16 protein-coding genes are annotated in these 19,576 nt (G+C 59.3%); 8 read left to right on the top strand and 8 right to left on the bottom strand.

The window, feature by feature from the left end; all coding sequences use genetic code 11:
* Nucleotides 1–212: 212 nt before the first annotated feature.
* Nucleotides 213–1,235 carry an LLM class flavin-dependent oxidoreductase gene (locus ERD80_RS03525; protein ID WP_021509376.1) on the bottom strand — a complete coding sequence of 341 codons (1,023 nt, stop codon included), beginning with the start codon at nt 1,233–1,235 and terminating at the stop codon, nt 213–215.
* Between the two features lie 217 nt (nt 1,236–1,452).
* On the opposite strand from ERD80_RS03525, the gene ERD80_RS03520 reads away from it, so the two are divergent.
* Nucleotides 1,453–2,520 carry a fatty acid desaturase gene (locus ERD80_RS03520; RefSeq protein WP_136545766.1) on the top strand — a complete coding sequence of 356 codons (1,068 nt, stop codon included), beginning with the start codon at nt 1,453–1,455 and terminating at the stop codon, nt 2,518–2,520.
* A complete protein-coding gene (locus ERD80_RS03515; protein ID WP_248295817.1) occupies nt 2,417–3,202 on the top strand; it encodes a PhnD/SsuA/transferrin family substrate-binding protein in 786 nt (261 codons plus the stop codon). Before ERD80_RS03520 ends, ERD80_RS03515 begins: the two co-directional genes overlap by 104 nt.
* Nucleotides 3,203–3,241: 39 nt before the next feature.
* Here ERD80_RS03515 and fusA read toward each other — a convergent pair whose 3' ends face one another.
* Nucleotides 3,242–5,341 (bottom strand): elongation factor G, encoded by a 2,100-nt coding sequence (fusA, locus tag ERD80_RS03510; protein WP_136545764.1) that lies wholly within the window; start codon nt 5,339–5,341, stop codon nt 3,242–3,244.
* Nucleotides 5,342–5,552: 211 nt separating this feature from the next.
* On the opposite strand from fusA, the gene ERD80_RS03505 reads away from it, so the two are divergent.
* Nucleotides 5,553–6,464, top strand: coding sequence for a ketopantoate reductase family protein (locus ERD80_RS03505; RefSeq protein WP_058782000.1), 912 nt, complete (start codon nt 5,553–5,555; stop codon nt 6,462–6,464).
* Between the two features lie 170 nt (nt 6,465–6,634).
* Here the strand turns inward: ERD80_RS03505 and ERD80_RS03500 are convergent, their stop codons facing one another.
* The gene (locus tag ERD80_RS03500; RefSeq protein WP_136545762.1) at nt 6,635–7,405 is read right to left on the bottom strand and encodes a YdcF family protein; all 771 of its coding nucleotides are present in this window, start codon (nt 7,403–7,405) and stop codon (nt 6,635–6,637) included.
* A gap of 99 nt (nt 7,406–7,504) precedes the next feature.
* Here ERD80_RS03500 and ERD80_RS03495 point away from each other — a divergent pair, with 99 nt between their 5' ends.
* Nucleotides 7,505–8,572, top strand: a complete 1,068-nt coding sequence (locus ERD80_RS03495; RefSeq protein ID WP_136545760.1) for a LacI family DNA-binding transcriptional regulator — start codon at nt 7,505–7,507, stop codon at nt 8,570–8,572.
* A gap of 43 nt (nt 8,573–8,615) precedes the next feature.
* On the opposite strand, the gene tmaR is transcribed toward ERD80_RS03495, so the two are convergent.
* The 3 genes from tmaR to dacD form a co-directional block, all read right to left on the bottom strand.
* On the bottom strand, nt 8,616–8,936 hold the full coding sequence (gene tmaR / locus ERD80_RS03490; RefSeq protein ID WP_021509369.1) for a PTS system regulator TmaR: 321 nt from the start codon (nt 8,934–8,936) through the stop codon (nt 8,616–8,618).
* Between the two features lie 171 nt (nt 8,937–9,107).
* Nucleotides 9,108–10,166 carry an FUSC family protein gene (locus ERD80_RS03485; RefSeq protein WP_058757324.1) on the bottom strand — a complete coding sequence of 353 codons (1,059 nt, stop codon included), beginning with the start codon at nt 10,164–10,166 and terminating at the stop codon, nt 9,108–9,110.
* Between the two features lie 162 nt (nt 10,167–10,328).
* Nucleotides 10,329–11,495: a serine-type D-Ala-D-Ala carboxypeptidase DacD gene (gene dacD / locus ERD80_RS03480; RefSeq protein ID WP_031280074.1), complete on the bottom strand. Its 1,167-nt coding sequence runs from the start codon at nt 11,493–11,495 to the stop codon at nt 10,329–10,331.
* Between the two features lie 202 nt (nt 11,496–11,697).
* Here dacD and sbcB point away from each other — a divergent pair, with 202 nt between their 5' ends.
* A complete protein-coding gene (sbcB, locus tag ERD80_RS03475; RefSeq protein WP_058757323.1) occupies nt 11,698–13,119 on the top strand; it encodes an exodeoxyribonuclease I in 1,422 nt (473 codons plus the stop codon).
* A 378-nt stretch (nt 13,120–13,497) separates the two neighbouring features.
* Here the strand turns inward: sbcB and ERD80_RS03470 are convergent, their stop codons facing one another.
* Nucleotides 13,498–14,856 (bottom strand): APC family permease, encoded by a 1,359-nt coding sequence (locus tag ERD80_RS03470; RefSeq protein ID WP_058757322.1) that lies wholly within the window; start codon nt 14,854–14,856, stop codon nt 13,498–13,500.
* A 366-nt stretch (nt 14,857–15,222) separates the two neighbouring features.
* Nucleotides 15,223–16,638 carry a glutamine synthetase family protein gene (locus ERD80_RS03465; protein WP_021509364.1) on the bottom strand — a complete coding sequence of 472 codons (1,416 nt, stop codon included), beginning with the start codon at nt 16,636–16,638 and terminating at the stop codon, nt 15,223–15,225.
* Nucleotides 16,639–16,849: 211 nt separating this feature from the next.
* Here ERD80_RS03465 and puuD point away from each other — a divergent pair, with 211 nt between their 5' ends.
* From puuD to ERD80_RS03450, 3 genes are read left to right on the top strand one after another with little or no spacing between them, the layout of a single operon-like run.
* The gene (gene puuD, locus ERD80_RS03460; protein WP_021509363.1) at nt 16,850–17,614 is read left to right on the top strand and encodes a gamma-glutamyl-gamma-aminobutyrate hydrolase; all 765 of its coding nucleotides are present in this window, start codon (nt 16,850–16,852) and stop codon (nt 17,612–17,614) included.
* Complete coding sequence (gene puuR / locus ERD80_RS03455) at nt 17,611–18,168, top strand: HTH-type transcriptional regulator PuuR (protein ID WP_031280073.1); 558 nt, start codon at nt 17,611–17,613, stop codon at nt 18,166–18,168. Before puuD ends, puuR begins: the two co-directional genes overlap by 4 nt.
* 21 nt (nt 18,169–18,189) lie before the next feature.
* Nucleotides 18,190–19,470: an FAD-binding oxidoreductase gene (locus tag ERD80_RS03450; RefSeq protein WP_058771096.1), complete on the top strand. Its 1,281-nt coding sequence runs from the start codon at nt 18,190–18,192 to the stop codon at nt 19,468–19,470.
* Nucleotides 19,471–19,576 lie beyond the last annotated feature (106 nt).

The following is a 19,576-nucleotide window of genomic DNA, read 5'->3' as shown; positions in this document are numbered from 1 at the left end:
GTCGCCATAAATGGCGACCCTACAGGGTTGAATGCGGGTTACAAGGTCTGGGTCCGTTCGTGAAGGACGCGTTGTAGCCATCAATGGCAACCCTGCAGAATCTAATACGCGTCAAAAGACCTTGCCGCATTTCCCAGGGTGCGCATTTATGCGCACCTGGTCGCGGCGCGATTTATCGCGCAATAATTGTGCGCTTCCCTGCGCACTGTGGCTTAACGCCAGCCGAGCTCTGGCGCGACGTGGGTCAGAATGCTGTCGATCACGTGCGCGCAATAGTCCACGCCAAGCTGATTAGGGATGGTCAGTAACAGAGTATCGGCTTCCGCAATCGCTTCATCCTGAGCCAGCTGTTTGATCAGCTGCTCCGGCTCTGCGGCATAGCTACGCCCAAAGATGGCGCGGGTTTTCTCATCGAGGAACCCGACGGAATCCTGCTCCTGTCCGCCACGACCGAAGTAAGCGCGGTCGGTGTCGTTCATCAGGGCAAAAATACTGCGGCTGACCGACACGCGCGGCGCACGCTGATGCCCTGCCGCCTGCCAGGCTTCTTTATAGGCGCGAATCTGCTTCGCCTGCTGCACATGGAACGGTTCGCCGGTCTCGTCATCTTTCAGCGTCGAGCTCTGCAAATTCATCCCCAGCTGGGCCGCCCAGATCGATGTGGCGTTCGAGCCGGAGCCCCACCAGATACGCTCACGCAGGCCTTCGGAATACGGCTCCAGGCGCAGCAGTCCCGGTGGATTCGGGAACATCGGCTGCGGATTGGGTTTGGCAAACCCTTCGCCACGCAGCACTTCCAGCAGCTCTTCGGTGTGACGACGTCCCATATCCGCATCGGTTTCCCCTTCGCGCGGATTAAAGCCAAAGTAGCGGTAGCCTTCAATCACCTGCTCCGGCGAGCCACGGCTCAGGCCGAGCTGCAAACGGCCGTTGGCGATCAGGTCCGCTGCTCCGGCGTCTTCCGCCATATACAGCGGATTTTCGTAACGCATGTCGATCACACCGGTACCAATCTCGATGCGGCTGGTTTTGGCACCGACTGCCGCCAGCAGCGGAAACGGTGAACTCAGCTGGCGGGCAAAGTGGTGTACGCGGAAATAGGCACCGTCGGCACCCAGTTCTTCGGCGGCAACGGCCAGGTCAATCGACTGCAGCAGCACATCCTGCGCCGAACGGGTGGCCGAGTGTGGTGACGGGGTCCAGTGACCGAAAGATAAAAAGCCAATTTTTTTCATGCTAAATGCTCCTCGCGGGCCAGAACGGCGCCGGCGTCATCAATCAGAATTCGATGAGGTAAGGTTACGCCTGTGCGAAGAGGACTGATAGCCAATAGTTTTCGCGCGCTTCTTCAACTTTTTTGCATAACAAAGCAATTTTCCGTCTTTGTGTTTATCACGCGTATCACGCATCGTGAGCGCATCTTTTCCCGTCTCGCTGACTGAATACATGAACATGGTCAAAGGAACCTCCGCCTACCTCAGTGCGCAACAGCGCGAAGTGGTGCACCAGCTGGCGCGCAGCTGGCTCTGGCGCAGCGAATTGCCGACCTGGCTGTTAATCATTACCGTTTATAGCGGCTGGTTCGCCAGCGTGCTGTACTGGCAAACGCTGGGCCTGCCCCTCGCCACACTGCTGCTGATCCTGTTCACCACCTGGTATTTGTCGCTGCAGCATGAGCTGATTCATGGCCATCCGACGCGCCTGCCGCGCCTTAATCAGCTGTTTGGCACGCTGCCGCTGGCGGTGTGGTATCCGTATGGTCTGTACCGGGATTCGCACCTGGCGCATCACCGCAACCACACCCTGACCGATCCGCATGATGATCCGGAAACCTATTATCTGTCGCCGGCGCACTGGGCTCGGCTCAAACCCTGGCAGCAGCGCGTTATCCATCTGCGCAACACCTTTCCGGGACGTCTGCTGCTGGGACCGCTGCTGGATATCCTCGCCACGCTGCGCGCGCTGACGCAAAGCATGGTGCAGCGCGACGTTCCGGCGATAATGATGTGGCTGGTGCACCTGCTTCTGCTGGCCGGACTGTTTTACTGGCTCAGCCTGCGCGACTTTTCCCCGCTGTGGCTGGTGCTGGCGGTGAGCTATCCGGCGCTGATGCTGACCAAGGTGCGCTCATTTTACGAACATCGTGCCGATGAGGCGCCGCTGGCGCGCTCGGTGAATAACGAAGCGGCCTGGCCGTGGCGCCTGCTGTTCCTGAATCTCAACTATCATTCTGTACATCACGATCTGCCCGGTTTACCCTGGTACGGTCTGCGCAAAGTCTATTTGCTCTACCGCGACGGCTACTATCAGCGTAATCAGGGTTTTCGCGTTGCCGGTTACGGCCAATGGATGAAGCGCTTCTGGCGTCAGCCGATCGACGTTAACGCCCACCCGGGACACCACAAGGACGCACAGAATGCACATCATCTCTTTACCGATGTACGACATCGACCACCCGAGCACGCTGGCCATGACCTCAGTGCTGACGCGGCTGCTGGCGAAGCGCGGCGTGCAGGCTGAGGTGCAGTGGCACGACGACCTGCTGCCACACTGGCGTGATGACAATCTGCTGCTGAGTCAGACCTGCGGCTATCCGCTGGTCGCGCTATTGCCTGACGTGCAACTGGTGGGCACGTTTCAGTCCAATGCGCCTGGCTGCCATGATCTGCGCTATCGCAGCTGGCTGGTGGCACGGCAGGAAGATGAGAACCTGAGCCTCGCTGATTTCCGCGGCCGTCGCGCAGTGTGCAACAGCAATGACTCACACTCCGGATACAATTCGCTGCGCTACATGGTCGCGCCGCTGGCCCAGGACGGCAAATTCTTCGCCACCACCCGGTTCAGCGGCAGCCACCGCCAGTCGCTTGCCGCGCTGCGCGCCGGACAGGCCGACCTCGCCGCCATTGATTGCATCACCTGGGCGCTGCTGCGCAAATACCGGCCGCAGGAGCTGCAGGGCTTAGCCATTATCGGTGAAACCCCGCTGTGTGCCGCGCTGCCGCTGATAACCTCGGCGAAAACCGACAGTCTGTTGCTGGAAAAGCTGCGCAGCACGCTATTTGAGCTGGCCAATGTGGAGGACTACAAGGATGTGATGAAGGCCAACCTGCTGGCGGGCTTTTCTGTACCGCAGCGCGACTGGTTTGACGAGGTTAAACGCTGGGAAGATGACGCCGCCGCGCTGGGCGTGACGGCGCTGTAAATTAAGCACTAACCGGCGACATCCCTGCCGCCAGCAAGCTTACTGTGCACGAGCCGCGATAATCGCCTCCGCGACGTTACGCGGTGCTTCGGCGTAGTGGGCAAACTCCATGCTGTACGTGGCGCGACCCTGCGACATTGAGCGTAGCGTGGTGGCGTAGCCAAACATCTCGGCCAGCGGCACTTCAGCACGGATAATGCGCGCGCCGAAACGCTCGTCCATGCCCTGCAGCGTGCCGCGCCGGGATGACAAATCGCCCATCACGCCGCCGGCATACTCTTCCGGCGTCTCCACTTCCACCTGCATCACCGGCTCAAGTATCACCGGATTAGCCTGCTTCGCTGCCGCTTTGAAGCCAAAGATCGCCGCCATGCGGAACGCCATCTCGGACGAGTCAACGTCGTGATAAGAGCCAAACGTCAGCGTGGCTTTGATGTCGACCACCGGATAACCGGCCAGCACGCCGCTGTTGAGCGCTTCGCGAATGCCCTTCTCCACCGAAGGAATGAATTCGCGCGGCACCACGCCGCCTTTGGTCGCGTCTTCAAAGGCGAAACCGCTTCCGGCCGCCTGCGGCTCGAGCGTCAGCACCACGTGACCATACTGGCCCTTACCGCCTGACTGACGCACGAATTTCCCTTCCACCTCGCGCACCGTTTTGCGGATGGTTTCGCGGTAGGTTACCTGCGGCCGGCCAATATTGGCTTCCACGCCAAACTCGCGTTTCAGACGGTCGACGATGATCTCCAGATGCAGTTCACCCATGCCGGAGATGATGGTCTGACCGGACTCCTCATCGGTGTGCAGCCGGAACGACGGATCCTCTGCCGCCAGCCGCTGCAGCGCCAGCCCCATTTTTTCCTGATCGCCTTTGGTCTTTGGCTCAATCGACAGCGAAATCACCGGATCGGGAAACTCCATGCGCTCCAGCGTGATCACCGCATTGGGATCGCACAGCGTTTCGCCGGTGGTGACCTCTTTCAGCCCGACGCAGGCGGCAATATCGCCGGCGCGGATTTCATCGATCTCAATGCGATCGTTCGCCTGCATCTGCACGATGCGGCCGATGCGCTCTTTACGCCCTTTCACCGCGTTCCACACGCTGTCACCCTTGCGCAGCACGCCAGAATAGACGCGCACAAAGGTCAGCTGACCGACGTAAGGATCGCTCATCAGCTTGAACGCCAGCGCCGAGAAAGGTTCCTCATCGTCAGCATGGCGTTCGTCGTGTTCGCCGCGCTCGTTGATGCCGGCGACCGGCGGCACGTCGAGCGGCGAAGGCATCAGTTCGATGACCGCATCGAGCATGCGCTGCACCCCTTTGTTTTTAAACGCGCTGCCGCACAGCATCGGCTGGATTTCGCCCGCCAGTGTGCGCTGCCGCAGCCCGGCAATCACCTCGTCTTCACTGAGATCGCCCTGCTCCAGATAGCGATCCATCAGCGTTTCGCTGGCTTCTGCCGCTGCTGCCACCATGTTTTCCCGCCACTCCGCCGCCTGCGCCTGCAGCGCGTCGGGAATCGGCGCATAGCTAAAGCTCATGCCCTGGCTGGCGTCGTCCCAGTAGATGGCGCGCATTTTGTTGAGATCGATGACCCCGCTGAACTGCTCTTCAGCGCCGATGGGAATGACAATCGGCACCGGATGCGCCTGCAGGCGATCTTTCATCATCTGCACCACGCGGAAAAAGTCCGCGCCCTGGCGGTCCATCTTGTTGACGAACGCAATGCGCGGCACGTGATATTTATTCGCCTGCCGCCAGACGGTTTCTGACTGCGGCTGAACGCCACCGACCGCGTCGTACACCATCACGGCACCATCCAGCACGCGCATTGAGCGCTCCACTTCAATGGTGAAGTCAACGTGTCCGGGAGTATCAATGATGTTGATACGGTGCGGCGTAAAACTGCCGTCCATGCCCGGCCAGTAGCAGCTGACCGCCGCCGAGGTGATGGTAATGCCGCGCTCCTGCTCCTGCGCCATCCAGTCGGTGGTTGCCGCGCCATCGTGCACTTCACCCAGCTTGTGGCTCATTCCGGTGTAAAACAGGATGCGCTCAGTGGTGGTGGTTTTACCGGCATCGATGTGCGCGGAGATGCCGATGTTGCGATAACGTTCGATGGGGAGGGGTCGGGGCATGATGCGTCCTTAGTCTGTTGACGAAAAAAACCGGCAGGCACCATTGCCCGCCGCTGTGCCCCAGCATAAACCCATTGTACGAATGAATACGAACAGTTTGAGCTTTTTTTGCTCATCGCTGAGATTGTCACGGTTTTCCGCATTTGCGGTGTGGCGCAGCGACGCGCAGCGCTTTAAGGTAAGGCTTTCATGCTTAACGGGAAAACAGTCCATGCGTATTCTGATTGTGGGAGCCGGTGCCACCGGCGGGTACTTTGGCGCGCGCCTGGCGCAGGCCGGCCGTGATGTGACCTTTCTGGTGCGCGAGCGCCGCCAGCAGCAGCTGCAACAGACCGGACTGGTGCTGCAAACGCCGGAGGGCAGCACGGTGCTGCAGCCGCAGCTGGCGCTGGCCTCGACGCTGACCGGTGATTACGATCTGATTATCCTGACGGTGAAAAGCTTTGCGCTGGAACAGGCGATTGAAGACATCGCCCCGGCGGTTGGCGCGCAGACGCTGATCATGCCGATCCTCAATGGTATGCGTCACATTGATACGCTGCGCGCACGTTTCGGTGACAAGGTGATTGGCGGGCTGTGTAAGATTCACGCCACGCTGGGCGAGCACGGCGAAGTGATGCAGCTGTCGCCGCTGCACGTGCTTTACTACGGCGCGCTGGACGGCAACAACGATGCCCGTCTGGCGCGCGTGGATGCCGCGCTGCGTGATGCGCAGTTTGATAGCGTGTTCGCCGATAACATTATCAGTGAGCTGTGGGAGAAGTGGCTGCTGCTGAGCACGCTGGGTGCCGTGTGCTGTGTGGCGCGCGGCAATACCCAGCACATCCTGCGTTCAGCCGGTGGTGAAGCGCTGCTACAGGGCATTTTCGCCGAGGTGCTGGCGGTGATCACCGCCGATGGCTACCAACAGCGTCCGGCCGTGACGGCGAAGATTTATGAGACGCTGAACAATCCTGATGCGGCGATGACCTCATCCATGTACCGCGATTTAACCCAGGGCTATGATATCGAAGCCGATCAGATCATCGGCGATTTGCTGGTGCGCGGCGCGCGCCATGCGGTGGCGACGCCGCTGCTGAACGCGGTGTATGTGAATTTGCAGGTGTATTTGCAGACGCGGTGATCGGTCCGGTGCGTGGCGTGCCAGGTGCGCATGAATGCGCCCCCTACGGCCCCGTACGCGGGAATAACCTGGTGCGCATAAATGCGCACCCTACGATACTGTAGGGTCGCCATTCATGGCGACCGATATCACGCCGGAACCATCGGATTCACCCAATCCTGGGGAACGGCTTAACCCAGCCGCGACTGCACGCCGGGCAGCTGCATCAGGCGCTGCCAGGCTGCTTCGACCGCGTCGGGTACATCAACGTGTCCGAAGAACCCCTTGCCGTTCGGGCCGTAGCCGCTGGCGTCGTCACGCAGGCGCTGCACCTCGCCCATCAGCAGCGACAGAAAACGCTCCACTGACCACAACCCCTGCGGCGGCGCGCCAACGATGCGCAGCATGCCCGCATCCATCATCACCTGCGGCACAAACACCGGCCAGCTGATGAATTCCGGCGCATGCTCGCGATCGCGCCACTGCCAGCGGAAGGTTTCCCAGCCGCGGCGCTGCATCAACGGATCCTGCACCAGCAGCACGCGCTGCGGCTGCCACTGCTGCTCATCCAGCAGGCGCTGGCTCAGGGCGGCGTTTTCGCCACAGTTGCGTGAGGCGGTTTCCAGCAGCAGCTGATCGTCAGGCAGCTCAGCGAACATGCGCGCCATCTCGCCCAGCAGCTGCGCTTCGCCCTTGCCGGCGGTGTCGATCTGGCGATAGAGCGGATGGCTGGCAATCATCGCGGCCAGCAGCGCGGTTGAATGACCGATGCCGCCGCTGATCAGCAACGGCAGCTGATATTTCTTCGCCAGCGCAATCACCGCTTCGACGTTTGGCAGCACCGCATGTCCGGCAAGTATGGCTAAATCGACCTCCAGCGTACCGTCCTTTGGCAGCTGATCGAGCGCCAGCCAGGCGGCAATGGTGTTGATATCCTGAATTTGATGGTCATTGAGCTGCATCACTTTCTCCTTGCGTTATCACTGGCAGTGTAACGCCTTAATACCGCGACGGCAGGGAAAAATTTGCTACACTCGCCGCATTCTCATCAGGAGGGATCAATGACAGCGCGTTCCGTAACGCTTGACGATGTCGCCCGGCTGGCTGGCGTCTCCTATCAAACGGTTTCCCGGGTGCTGAACCATTCCGCGCAGGTGTCACCCCGCACCCGCGCGCGGGTGGAAGCCGCGATGCAGCAGCTCAGCTACGTGCCAAACCGGGTCGCGCAGCAGCTGGCCGGCAAGGCCACGCGCACGCTCGGGCTGGCGACCAGCGATCTGGCGCTGATGGCGCCGGCGCAGATTGCTTCGGCGATTCAGCAGCGCGCGGCGGCGCAGGGCTATCATCTGGTGATCGCCATGGCCAATGCCACCAGCCACGCGCAGGACACGGTGCATGAATTGCTGGCGCAGCGCGTCGATGCTCTGCTGATCAACCTGCCGCTGGATGCCGCGCAGGCGGCGCAGATTCAGCAGCAATGCGGCAGCAAACCGACGCTGTTTCTGGATGTGGAGCGCAGCGCGGTCGTGGCGCAGTGTCAGTACCGGAGCACCAGCGGTGCGCAGCAGGCGGTGGATCATCTGGTGGCGCTCGGCCACCGGCAGATTGGCGTGCTGAACGGGCCTGCCAGCTCCGCGTCAGCCCGGGCGCGATTTAGCGCCTGGCAACAGGCGCTGGCGCGTCATCAGCTGGTGCCGCACTGCGTACTGAGCGGCGACTGGAGCGCAGCGTCCGGCTACCAGGCGCTGCTGACCCGGCTGCCCGACCAGCTGCCGCAGGCGCTGCTGGTGGCTAACGATCAAATGGCGCTGGGGGCTATGCGCGCGCTGCATCAGCATGGCGTACAAATTCCGGCGGAGATGTCGATCATCGGTTACGACGATACGGCGGAGAGCGCGTGGTATCAGCCACCGCTGACCACGGTGCGCCAGGATTTACAGCAGTTAGGCACAGTGAGCGTCGATCGTCTGCTGGCGCAGCTGGAGGGAGAGATACCGGACAGTCAGCCGCTGGAGACCGAGCTGGTCCTGCGCGCCACCACAGCGGCGCCGTTGCAGCAGCAGGTGGATGTGGCGGAGATTGCGCAGCAGTTACAGCAGCTGGCGCGGGCATTAAAAAGGTCGCCATAAATGGCGACCCTGGAGCAAAACGCGGGTATCAGGCCTGTGAAGCTTACTGCCCTTTTGGTTCGCCCATCGCTTTGAGCTTTTTCGACAGCTCGCGACGCTCTTTCGACAGATCGGCGTTTTTGATGATGTACTCGTCTACGCGATCTTCATAATCCACGCGCATGCTGGCGATGATTTCCTGAATCGCTTCCACGCTCATACCAGGTTTGATGTACTCGCTCAGGTTGTCCAGCAGCAACACACGTTTCTGGTTATCACGGATTTTCTTTTCGTTGTCCGTAATTTCGCGCTGCAGTTTGTTTTTACGACGAAACATACGCACAAACTCCAGTACGTCCTGAAATGATTGCTTGGCATTTTCCATGTTGGCACCTTTCTTGTGGCCTGCCGCGGCAGGCAAAATAGTCATAAACCGGGAAGACATTTAGCTTAGCGGCTTATAAGCCGGGTTCGCAATTTTCACCGCTAAATTCGGACTGGCACTTATCTTAGCGCAAAGAAAGGGCAATTCGCACTAAGTCATTGCCTGAGAAAACTATTTGCGCAGCGCCAGACGCACCAGGTCTGTCATGCGCTCCAGCTGACGCGCCTGCTCCAGACTCAGCCAGACGTAACCGTAAATCGCGGTGGTCTCCAGCCGCGCGCTGCCGTTGGCGATCAGCGCTTCCAGCTCCTGGGTGATGGCTTCCAGCTCGTGGCTGTTGGCAATCACCTGTTCAGTCTCGCCTTTCACCATCAGCGCAGACAGCGCGTTCAGGGTGTTCTCGGTCATCTGCTGCGTGCGGCGCAGCGTCGGCGCGTTCAGCAAAATCAGATGGCTTTCGCGCGACGCCCACCAGGCTTCAATCTGCATCTGCATGGTGTTAACCATATTACGGTTAATGGTCTGAATGGCTTCAAACACCGATTTAGGGATGCGCGTCTCTTTGCTCGCCGGCTCCAGCAGCGCGCGCATTTTGATCACGCTGGTAAGCAGCTTCTGGAAGCGCGGATTGAGGCGCGGCTTCTCCACCAGATTGGCAGAAAAGCCGGCGTGATGAATCTTCGCCATGTTGATAAAGGCGTCCGACAGCTGAATGCGCCAGTGAGTATAGGCGCGCTGCGCCCAGATGGCGCTGAACAGTAAAGCCATCAGCGAGCCGAGGATCACATCGCCACCGCGCCACAGCGCCACGGTGAAATCGCCGGCCGGCGCGCCGACCACCACGCCGAGCGTGATGCCGATCAGCAGTGCCATATACGGGTGTTTGCCCAGCGTCAGATAGCCGCAGACGATCATCACGATAAAGCACCACACCAGCATCAGCGGCAGTGACAGCAGCTCCAGCTTCAGCGCGATCAGCCCTGATATCAGCCCGGCAAAGGTACCGCTGATACGCTGCACCACGCGCGGCAAAACATTGCCCCAGGTGGAGATCGGTCCCATCACCACCACCAGCGTAATCAGCGGCCAGGTGCCTTCCGGAATATCGGTCAGACGGACAAACAGGAAGCACAGCACAAAGGCGATAGCGATGCGTACGCCGTGCACGGCGCGGTAGTGGCGGTAAAACCAGAACTCAATCGGAGAGATGGGCTTATCAGCGCGTAACATGGTGGTCCGGGTGCGATAAAAATTTGCGCGCTATGTTACCCTGGCGCAGCACGAACATTGAGGGGCTGGCGCAACTTTTTGCGCAATAATACAACTGCGCTACATCTTGTTTTCTCAGTGCTCACAAGGATGTAACGCAGCGTTTGCTTATCGCCCGACGGCTTACAGTTTCTGTTTCACGTAATCGCTGATGCGCGTGATGATGCCTGCTTCATCGACCGACTGCAGCGCGTACAGCGGATAGCTGGCCAGCTGTTTGTCTTTATCCAGCACCTGAATTTCACCCACCTGCTCGCCGGCTTTCAGCGGCGCCTCGAGGTCTTTACGATTGATCACGTACTTCGCCATCACGTTCGACACTTCGCTGCGCGGCAGTGACAGATAGATATCTTCGGTGGTACCGACGTCCACTTTGTGCGGGTTGCCGTACCAGACGTTTTCGCTGCCGATCTTTTTCCCGGCGTGGAACAGCTGCACGGTGTCGAAGTTGTTCTGTCCCCACACCAGCAGTTTACGCGCCTGCTCTTCACGTCCCTTTGAACTTTTCCCGCCCATGATCACCGCAATCAGACGATGGCGACCGACAATGTTCGAGGCGACGATATTGAACCCGGCGCTCTCGGTGTGGCCGGTTTTCATGCCGTCGACGTGCAGATTCTGATCCCACAGCAGGCCGTTACGGTTGTTCTGGGTAATGCCGTTGAAGCTGAGGGTTTTCTCGCTGTACATGGCGTAGAAATCCTGCTCACCGTTGATGATGGCGCGCGACAGCACCGCCAGATCGCGCGCGGTGGTGTGCTGCCCCGGCGCATCGAGACCGTGCACGGTTTCGAAGTGGGTGTGCGTCAGGCCGAGTTTCTGCACGTAGCTGTTCATCATGTTGACGAAGCTCTCCTGGCTGCCGGCCACATAGTCGGCCAGCGCCACGCAGGCGTCGTTGCCGGAATCGATGATCACGCCGCGCATCAGGTCGCGCACGGTGACTTTATCGCCCGGCTTAAGAAACATCAGCGACGAGCCTTTAAACACCGGATTGCCGGCGGCCCACGCGTCTTTACCCACCGTGACCACATCGTCGCGGGTGATTTTCTTCTGATCGACCGCGCGGTCGACGACATAACCAGTCATCAGTTTGGTCAGGCTGGCCGGGTTGCGCTCCGCGTCCGGGTTGCCCGCGGTGAGGATCTGCCCGGTGGTGGCGTCCATCAGCACCCAGGACGCGGCATCAATGGCCGGCGGCGTCAGGGGAAACGGCATGCTGTCATCCGCGTGCGCCAGCGATGCCCAAACAATCATTCCAGATACAGTTACCAACAGACGCCTTTTCAACACTTCTTCCTCAACATCAAATAAATGAATTTACCGCCGCACGTTTTACGGCAAATAGCGCTTTGATATCTGAATAAATTGAAAAAAAGTATGAACCGCGGACAAATGCTGCGCGCCCGCTCGCAGCGATGGCGATCGAGGTTGTGCTGTACCGGGCTGACGACTATTCTGTGCGTTGATTTTCCATAGCCAGGATAACGCCGTGCCCGCCTCTGAGTTCACTTTTCTGTTCCACGATTATGAAACCTTCGGCAAAAGCCCGTCGCTGGATCGTCCGGCGCAATTTGCAGGCCTGCGCACCGACAAAGCCTTTAACGCCGTTGGCGAACCGCAGGTGTTTTACTGCCAGCTCGCGGACGATTACCTGCCGCAGCCGGAAGCGGTAATGATCACCGGTATCACGCCGCAGGTGGCCAACGCGCGCGGCGTGCCAGAAGTGGAGTTTGCTCAGCGCATTCACGCGCTGTTCAGCGAACCGCAGACCTGTGTGATCGGTTACAACAACGTGCGCTTCGATGATGAAGTGACGCGCAATATCTTCTACCGCAACTTTATCGACCCGTATGGCTGGAGCTGGCAGAACGGCAATTCGCGCTGGGATCTGCTCGACGTGATGCGCGCCTGCTATGCGCTGCGCCCGGAGGGCATCGTCTGGCCGGAGAACGACGACGGTTTTCCGAGCTTTAAGCTGGAGCATCTCACCCAGGCTAACGGCGTGGCACACGAACAGGCGCACGATGCGATGTCCGATGTGTACGCCACGCTGGCGATGGCAAAGCTGGTACAGGAGAAGCAGCCGAAGCTGTTTGAGTTTCTGTTTACCCATCGCAACAAGCAGAAACTGATGACGCTGATTGATATTCCGCAGATGAAGCCGCTGGTGCACGTTTCCGGCATGTTCGGCGCGGCGCGCGGCAATACCAGCTGGATTGTGCCGCTGGCGTGGCATCCGGATAACAAAAACGCGTTGATCGTGGCCGATCTGGCCGGCGACATGACGCCGCTGCTGACGCTGTCGCCGGATGAGTTGCGCGAGCGGCTGTATACGCGACACAGCGATCTGGGCGATTTGCCGGCGGTGCCGATCAAGCTGGTGCACATCAATAAGTGCCCGGTTCTGGCTCCGGCCAATACATTGCGCCCGGAAGATGCCGAACGGCTGGGTATCGATCGTCAGCACTGTCTGGCGAATCTGGCCCTGCTGCGCCAGCATGCCGAAGTGCGGGAAAATGTGGTGACGCTGTTTGCCGAAGCGGAGCCGTTCACGCCATCGGAGGATGTCGATGCGCAGCTGTATGACGGCTTCTTCAGCGACGCCGATCGCGCCGGCATGAACATCCTGCGCCAGACGCCGCCGCAGAACCTGCCGGCGCTCGATTTGACCTTTGAGGATAAACGTATCGCGAAGCTGCTGTTCCGCTATCGCGCCCGCAACTTCCCTGGCACGCTGGATGATAAAGAGCAGCAGCGCTGGCTGCAGCATCGCCGCGAGCAGCTTAATGCGGAGCGGGTACAGGCGTTTTTGCTGGAGCTGGAGTCGCTGGCCAGTTTACATGAGGGCGATGCAGAGAAGATGGCGCAGCTGAAAGCGCTGTATTTGTATGCGCAGGAGCTGGTGTCGTAGAAGGGTTTCGTGCGGGCTGATGCCCTCACCCCGGCCCTCTCCCACGGGGAGAGGGAGAGGTATAGTGCGTTTTGGTGCCCTCACCCCGGCCCTCTCCTGCGGGGAGAGGGGGAGGTATGGTGCGGGCTGATGCCCTCACCCCGGCCCTCTCCCACAGGGAGAGGGAGAGGTCTAGTGCGTTCTGGTGCCTTCACCCCGGTACTCTCCCACGGGGAGAGGGAGAGGTATGGTGCGGGCTGATGCCCTCACCCCGGCACTCTCCTACGGGAGAGGGAGAGGTATAGTGCGTTTTGGTGCAGCTACTGGGCTGATACCTGACTCACGCTCGGACGGTTCCCTCTCCCGCGGGCGGGAGAGGGTTAGGGTGAGGGAAAAGCCTTACACCTCTTCGCTAAACTGCGGTACCGGATTGCGGAACGTGCGGGTCACAAACGCCAGGTAAACAATACCAATCGCCGCCCACACCAGGCCGAGCACCATCGAGGTCTCTTCCAGGTTGATCCACAGCGCACCCACCGTCAGCGCACCCATAATGGGCAGCACCAGATAGTTGAGGTGGTCTTTCAGCGTCTTGTTACGCTTCTCACGAATCCAGAACTGGGCAATCACCGACAGGTTGACAAAGGTAAACGCCACCAGCGCACCGAAGTTAATCAGCGCCGTTGCGGTGACCAGGTCGAAGTTGATCGCCAGCAGCGCTACCGCACCAACCAGCAGCACGTTCAGCGACGGCGTGCGGAATTTTGGATGCACGAAGCCAAAGAAACGCTGCGGGAACACGCCGTCACGGCCCATCACGTACATCAGACGCGAAACGCCGGCGTGTGCCGCCATGCCGCTGGCCAGCACCGTCACCACCGAGAAAATCAGAATGCCGATCTGCAGCGCTTTACCCGCCACGAACAGCATGATTTCTGGCTGTGAAGAGTCCGGATTCTGGAAACGCGAGATATCCGGGAAGTACAGCTGCAGGAAGTACGAGACGCCAATAAAGATCACCCCACCAATCAGCGCGGTCAGGAAAATCGCGCGTGGAATGGTGCGCTCGGCATCTTTGGTCTCTTCCGACAGCGAGCTGATACCGTCAAAGCCAAGGAACGAGAAGCACAGAATGGTTGCACCGGTAATCATCGGTACCACCTGCGCATTTTCCGACCAGAATGGCTTCGTACTGGTCAGCGTACCAGCGCCAATACCGTGTGCCACACCATACACCACCATACCGGTGATCACTGCCATCACCACTACCTGCAGCACCACAATGACGCTGTTGAAGTTGGCCACGGTTTTGATCCCACGCAGGTTGGAGATGGTCATAAACGCCACCAGCAGCACCACGAAAATCCACGACGGAATGCCCGGCACCAGCGACTCAAAGTAGCTTTTCGCCAGCAGGATGTTGATCATCGGCATGAACAGATAGTCCAGCAGTGATGACCAGCCCACCATAAAGCCGACGTGCGGACTGATAGCCTTCTGAGCATAGGTGTAAGCGGAGCCCGCAGATGGGAAGCGGCGTACCAGCTTGCCGTAGCTCACGGCAGTAAACAGTATCGCGATCAGCGCGAAAGCATAAGCGGTGGCGACGTGACCGTCGGTGAGGCCTGACACGATGCCGAAGGTATCAAACAGGGTCATTGGCTGCATATACGCCAGGCCCATCATGACGACCGGGATCAGAGTCAGAGATTTTTTCAGATGTGCACGCTGTGGTGCGGCAGAGGTATTAAGCGACATTGTTCAGGCCCCCTACAGCAACAACTGAGTTCAGTTGTACCACAGGGATACTGCGCAATGTGCTGCAGTGAGAAGTGATATTAGTGTTTGCGATTGTCGCCGCGCCATAATCATCACGGAAGCGAGAACCAGCCTGCGCTGGTGCAATTGTAAACAGTCCCATCTTTGTTCCTCAAATCTCACGCACAAGCGTGTTTCAGTGTCTATCTATCCGGATGCGTGTCCGGCCTCGTTCATGTAGTGAAAGCACCATGCAAAAAAATAACCGACGTAATAAGCGTCGGTTATGTTTTGTCTTTTGCAGGGCGCGTATTTTGCCCCAACTTAGGCCATCGACACAAGATGTTGGATCAATTCTTCTGTCGGTCAGGCGTTCTTTAACATCCAGTCAATTTCCGTGGCGGTGATCAGCCGTTCAAACTCGCGCAGTTCATACTGTTTGCAGCTGTGCCACACGCCGCTGAAACGCTCGCCGAGCAGCTTTTGCAGCGGATAGCTGTTTTCAAACTCATACAGCGCATCGCTCTGGCGAATCGGCAGTTCCAGCCCTTCCGCCTCGTGACCATTGCCCTTCACCGGATGCGGTAAGGGTAGCTGATTATCCAGACCGTGCAAGATACCGGCAATAATTGCTGACACCACCAGATACGGATTGGCATCGGCGCCCGCCACACGGTACTCGACGCGATGGTTTTCTACATCGCCGCAGGGAATGCGTAGCGCCACCGTGCGGTTATTGTGTCCCCATGACGCCTGCAGCGGCACAAACGCCTCCGGCAGGAAGCGGCGAAACGCGTTGACGTTGGGCGCCAGCAGCGCCATTGATGCCGGCATCAGATCGATCATGCCAGCCAGCGCCCGCTTCAGCAGCGGCGAATCGCTGCCATCATCCAGCGCAAAGGCGTTGTGGTCGGCGGCATCCAGCATACTGATGTGTACGTGCATGCCGCTGCCCGCATACTCCTCATACGGCTTGGCCATAAACGTGGCGGTCATGCCGTGATTTTCTGCCACCTGACGCACCAGCCGCTTCAGCAGAATGGCGTCGTCACAGGCTTTGAGGATATCGCGCGTATGGTGCAGGTTGATTTCGAACTGGCCCGGCGAGGCTTCCGCCAGCGCGCCGTCGGCGGGGATATTCTGCAGTTTCGCCAGCGCGTCGATATCGCGCAGTACATCGGCGAAATGGTCGAGATTATCCAGCGAATACACCTGACTCTGCATGTTGCGCTCTTCGCTACCCGGCGCACACGGCGGCTGAATATAGCCTTCGGCATCGCGCTTTTTGTCCACCAGATAGAACTCCAGCTCTACCGCTACCACCGGAAACAGACCGCGATTGCGCAGCTGTTGCCACAGCCGGTTCAGCACGTTTCGGGGTTCAACGTCAAAGGGAGTGCCATCTTGGTCGCACATGGTCAGCAGCAGCTGGGCGATGCGTTGCGGGTCAGAGGCGGAAGGAATTAAGGTCCCGGGGACCGGTATGCAGAGGTTATCAGGTTCGCCGAGCGCCTGTCCGAGGCCGGCTTCCTCGACGGTGTTGCCGAGAATGTCCATGGCGAAAACCGAGGCCGGAAAATAACACCCTTTTTCCAGCTTCGCTAACGCGGAGACGGGAATGCGTTTACCGCGAAATACCCCGTTGAGATCGTTTAACAGAATATCGACATACTGCGTTTCCGGATGGCGTTCCAGCCAGGTTTTCACCTCCAGCTGGAACGCGCTGGTTCGTTTTTCTTCACTGTGTCGCGTGAAGTCTTCTACTTCCACGAGGTTCGTCATCTTCCCACCCGCCCTATACCGTTTAAGATGGTTTGCACATGCTCAAAATAACAGCCACACCTCTAACATAGCTCTAACGCAAATGGTGTGCAAATGTAACAATTCTGTTTGAAGAACAACCATACGGTTGCTAGATTGACAATATATTGCACACTTTTTCTACTTAGCGCGCAAAACCGGCGAAAATATTGAACAGCAGCGTGGAGACGTAATGGGCATTATTTTTGACAAGCCTTTGATTGGCGTAGTGATGTGCCAGAACCCCATCGGCAACCACGTTGGGCAGACCGTGCATAACAAATACCTCGACGCCGTGGTGCTGGCCGGTGGCGTGCCGCTGCCGTTACCGCATCAGCTGATGCACGCGCCGCAGCTATTAGAAAACAGTATGACGCTGCTGGACGGCATTTTGCTCACCGGCAGCCCAAGCAATATTGAACCCTGGCATTACGGTGAAGAGGGCCATGAGGCGCATGCCGATCCGTCGCGTGACCGCTTATCCTTTGCGCTTATCACCCACGCCAGCGGGAAAAAGATGCCGATGCTGGGCATCTGCCGCGGTTTGCAGGAGCTGGTGGTCGCCAACGGCGGCGCGCTGCATCGCCAGCTGCATCAGACGCATCTGTTTCAGGAGCACCGCGAAGATGACAGCCAGCCGCTGGAGCAGCAGTACGCGCCGGCGCATCTGGTGCAGCCCGAACCCGATGGCCTGCTGAGCCAGCTGCTGGGCAGCGCTGCCGCGTTCGCGGTCAATTCTCTGCACGGCCAGGGCATCCGCGAGCCTGGCCCGCAGTTACGCATTGAAGCCCGCGCACCGGATGGCCTGATCGAAGCCGTCAGCCTGCGCCAGCATCCGTTTGCGCTGGCGGTGCAATGGCATCCGGAGTGGCAATCCGATCGCGATCCGGTCTCGCGCCGTTTATTCGAGGCCTTTATCCATGCCGCAGCACGTTATCACAAGGAAAAGCAGCCATGAATGATGCCACTCTGGCGCCCGGACGACGCTTATCGCAAATCCGGCAGGAGTTGGGATTGTCTCAGCGTCGCGTCGCTGAGTTGTCAGGTTTAACACACAGCGCCATCAGCACCATTGAGCAGGATAAAGTCAGCCCGGCAGTCAGCACGTTACAAAAGCTACTCAAAGTGTATGGGCTGTCGCTGTCGGAGTTTTTCTCGGAGCCGAAAGTGAATGCCACGCCGCGCATCATCGTACGGCCGGATGATTGCGTTGAGATCGGCAGTCTCGGTGTTTCTTTACAGCTGATTGATAACGGTGCGGCGAAGCGCGCGCTGGCGATGCTGCTGGAGCGCTACGAGCCGGGGGCCAGCACCGGTGAAAAGCTACGCCATCCGGGGGAAGAGACTGGCACGGTGCTGGAGGGGGAAATCACCCTGGTAGTGAACGGTCAGAGTTATCACCTTAACCGCGGCGAAAGCTACGTGATTGATACCGGTTTGCCGCACAGTTTTACCAATACGTCAGATCAGCCGTGTCGCATTGTCAGCGCGCATACGCCCGCCAATTTCTGAGTTCACGCGCTACAGGAGGTTATGATGCACCACGTGCAAAGTTATTACGCCGCGACCGCCAACGCGCACGCGCCGTGGCCGCAGCTGCAGGAGAGCATTCAGTGTGACGTCTGCATCATCGGCGGCGGGTTTACCGGGCTCTCTTCCGCGCTGTTTCTCACCGAAGCCGGTTACGATGTGGTGGTGCTGGAAGCGGCCCGCGTCGGCTTTGGCGCCAGCGGCCGCAACGGCGGCCAGGTGGTGAATTCTTACAGCCGCGATGTCGATGTGATTGAGCAGCGCTACGGCAAACAGACTGCGCAGATGCTGGGCAGCATGATGTTCGAAGGGGCGGAGATTATCCGCGACCGTATCGATCGTTACGCCATCGCCTGCGACTATCGCCCCGGCGGCATTTTCGCAGCGCTCAATCAGCGCCAGATGGGGCATCTGCGCAGCCAGCAGGCCAGCTGGGCACGCTACGGCAATAGCGATCTGGAGCTGCTGGACGAGCGCGGCATCCGCCGTGAAGTGGCCACCGACCGTTACGTCGGCGGCCTGCTGGACCGGCGTGGCGGCCATCTGCACCCGCTCAATCTGGCGTTGGGTGAAGCCGAAGCGATTCGCCGGCACGGCGGCCGTATATATGAGCAGTCGGCGGCGCTGGCAGTGACTTACGGCGCACCCAACCGGGTCAAAACCGCGCAGGGTGAAGTCAGCGCCACCTTTGTGATTTTTGCCGGCAACGCCTATCTGCCGTCGCAACTGGAACCACGGCTGGGGCGCAAAAGCATGCCGTGCGGCTCACAGATCGTCACCACCGAGCCGCTGAGCCGCGATCAGGCGCTGGGGCTGATGCCCAATAACCACTGTGTGGAAGATTGTAACTATCTGCTGGATTACTTCCGCCTGACTGCCGACAACCGCCTGCTGTACGGCGGCGGCGTGGTGTATGGGGCGCGCGAACCGGAAGACATCGAGGCGTTGATCCGGCCCAAGCTGCTGCGCACCTTTCCGCAGCTGCGCGATGTGAAGATCAGCCATCGCTGGAGCGGTAACTTCCTGCTCACGCTGTCGCGCATGCCGCAGTTTGGTCAGCTGGAGAAGAATGTTTTCTTTATGCAGGGCGATAGCGGACATGGCGTGACCTGCACGCACCTCTCCGGCAAGCTGATCGCCGAAGTGCTGCGCGGCCATGCAGAGCGGTTTGATGCGTTTGCAAAGCTGCCGCACCTGCCGTTTCCCGGCGGAAGACGCTTTAAGGTGCCACTGACGGCGATGGGTGCGGCCTGGTATGCATTAAGGGATCGGTTGGGGGTTTAGGTGGGTGCGGTTTGCTGCCCTCACCCCGGCCCTCTCCCTGTACAGTCCGGGGACATGGCAGACAGGTGTTCGGGGACATAGTGAACACTTTTAACATCCTTTACCC

Origin of the sequence: Pantoea sp. R102, assembly GCF_004916815.1 — a bacterium.
Taxonomy (GTDB): Bacteria; Pseudomonadota; Gammaproteobacteria; order Enterobacterales; family Enterobacteriaceae; genus Pantoea; species Pantoea dispersa.
This window is presented reverse-complemented; position numbering and strand designations above follow the sequence as displayed.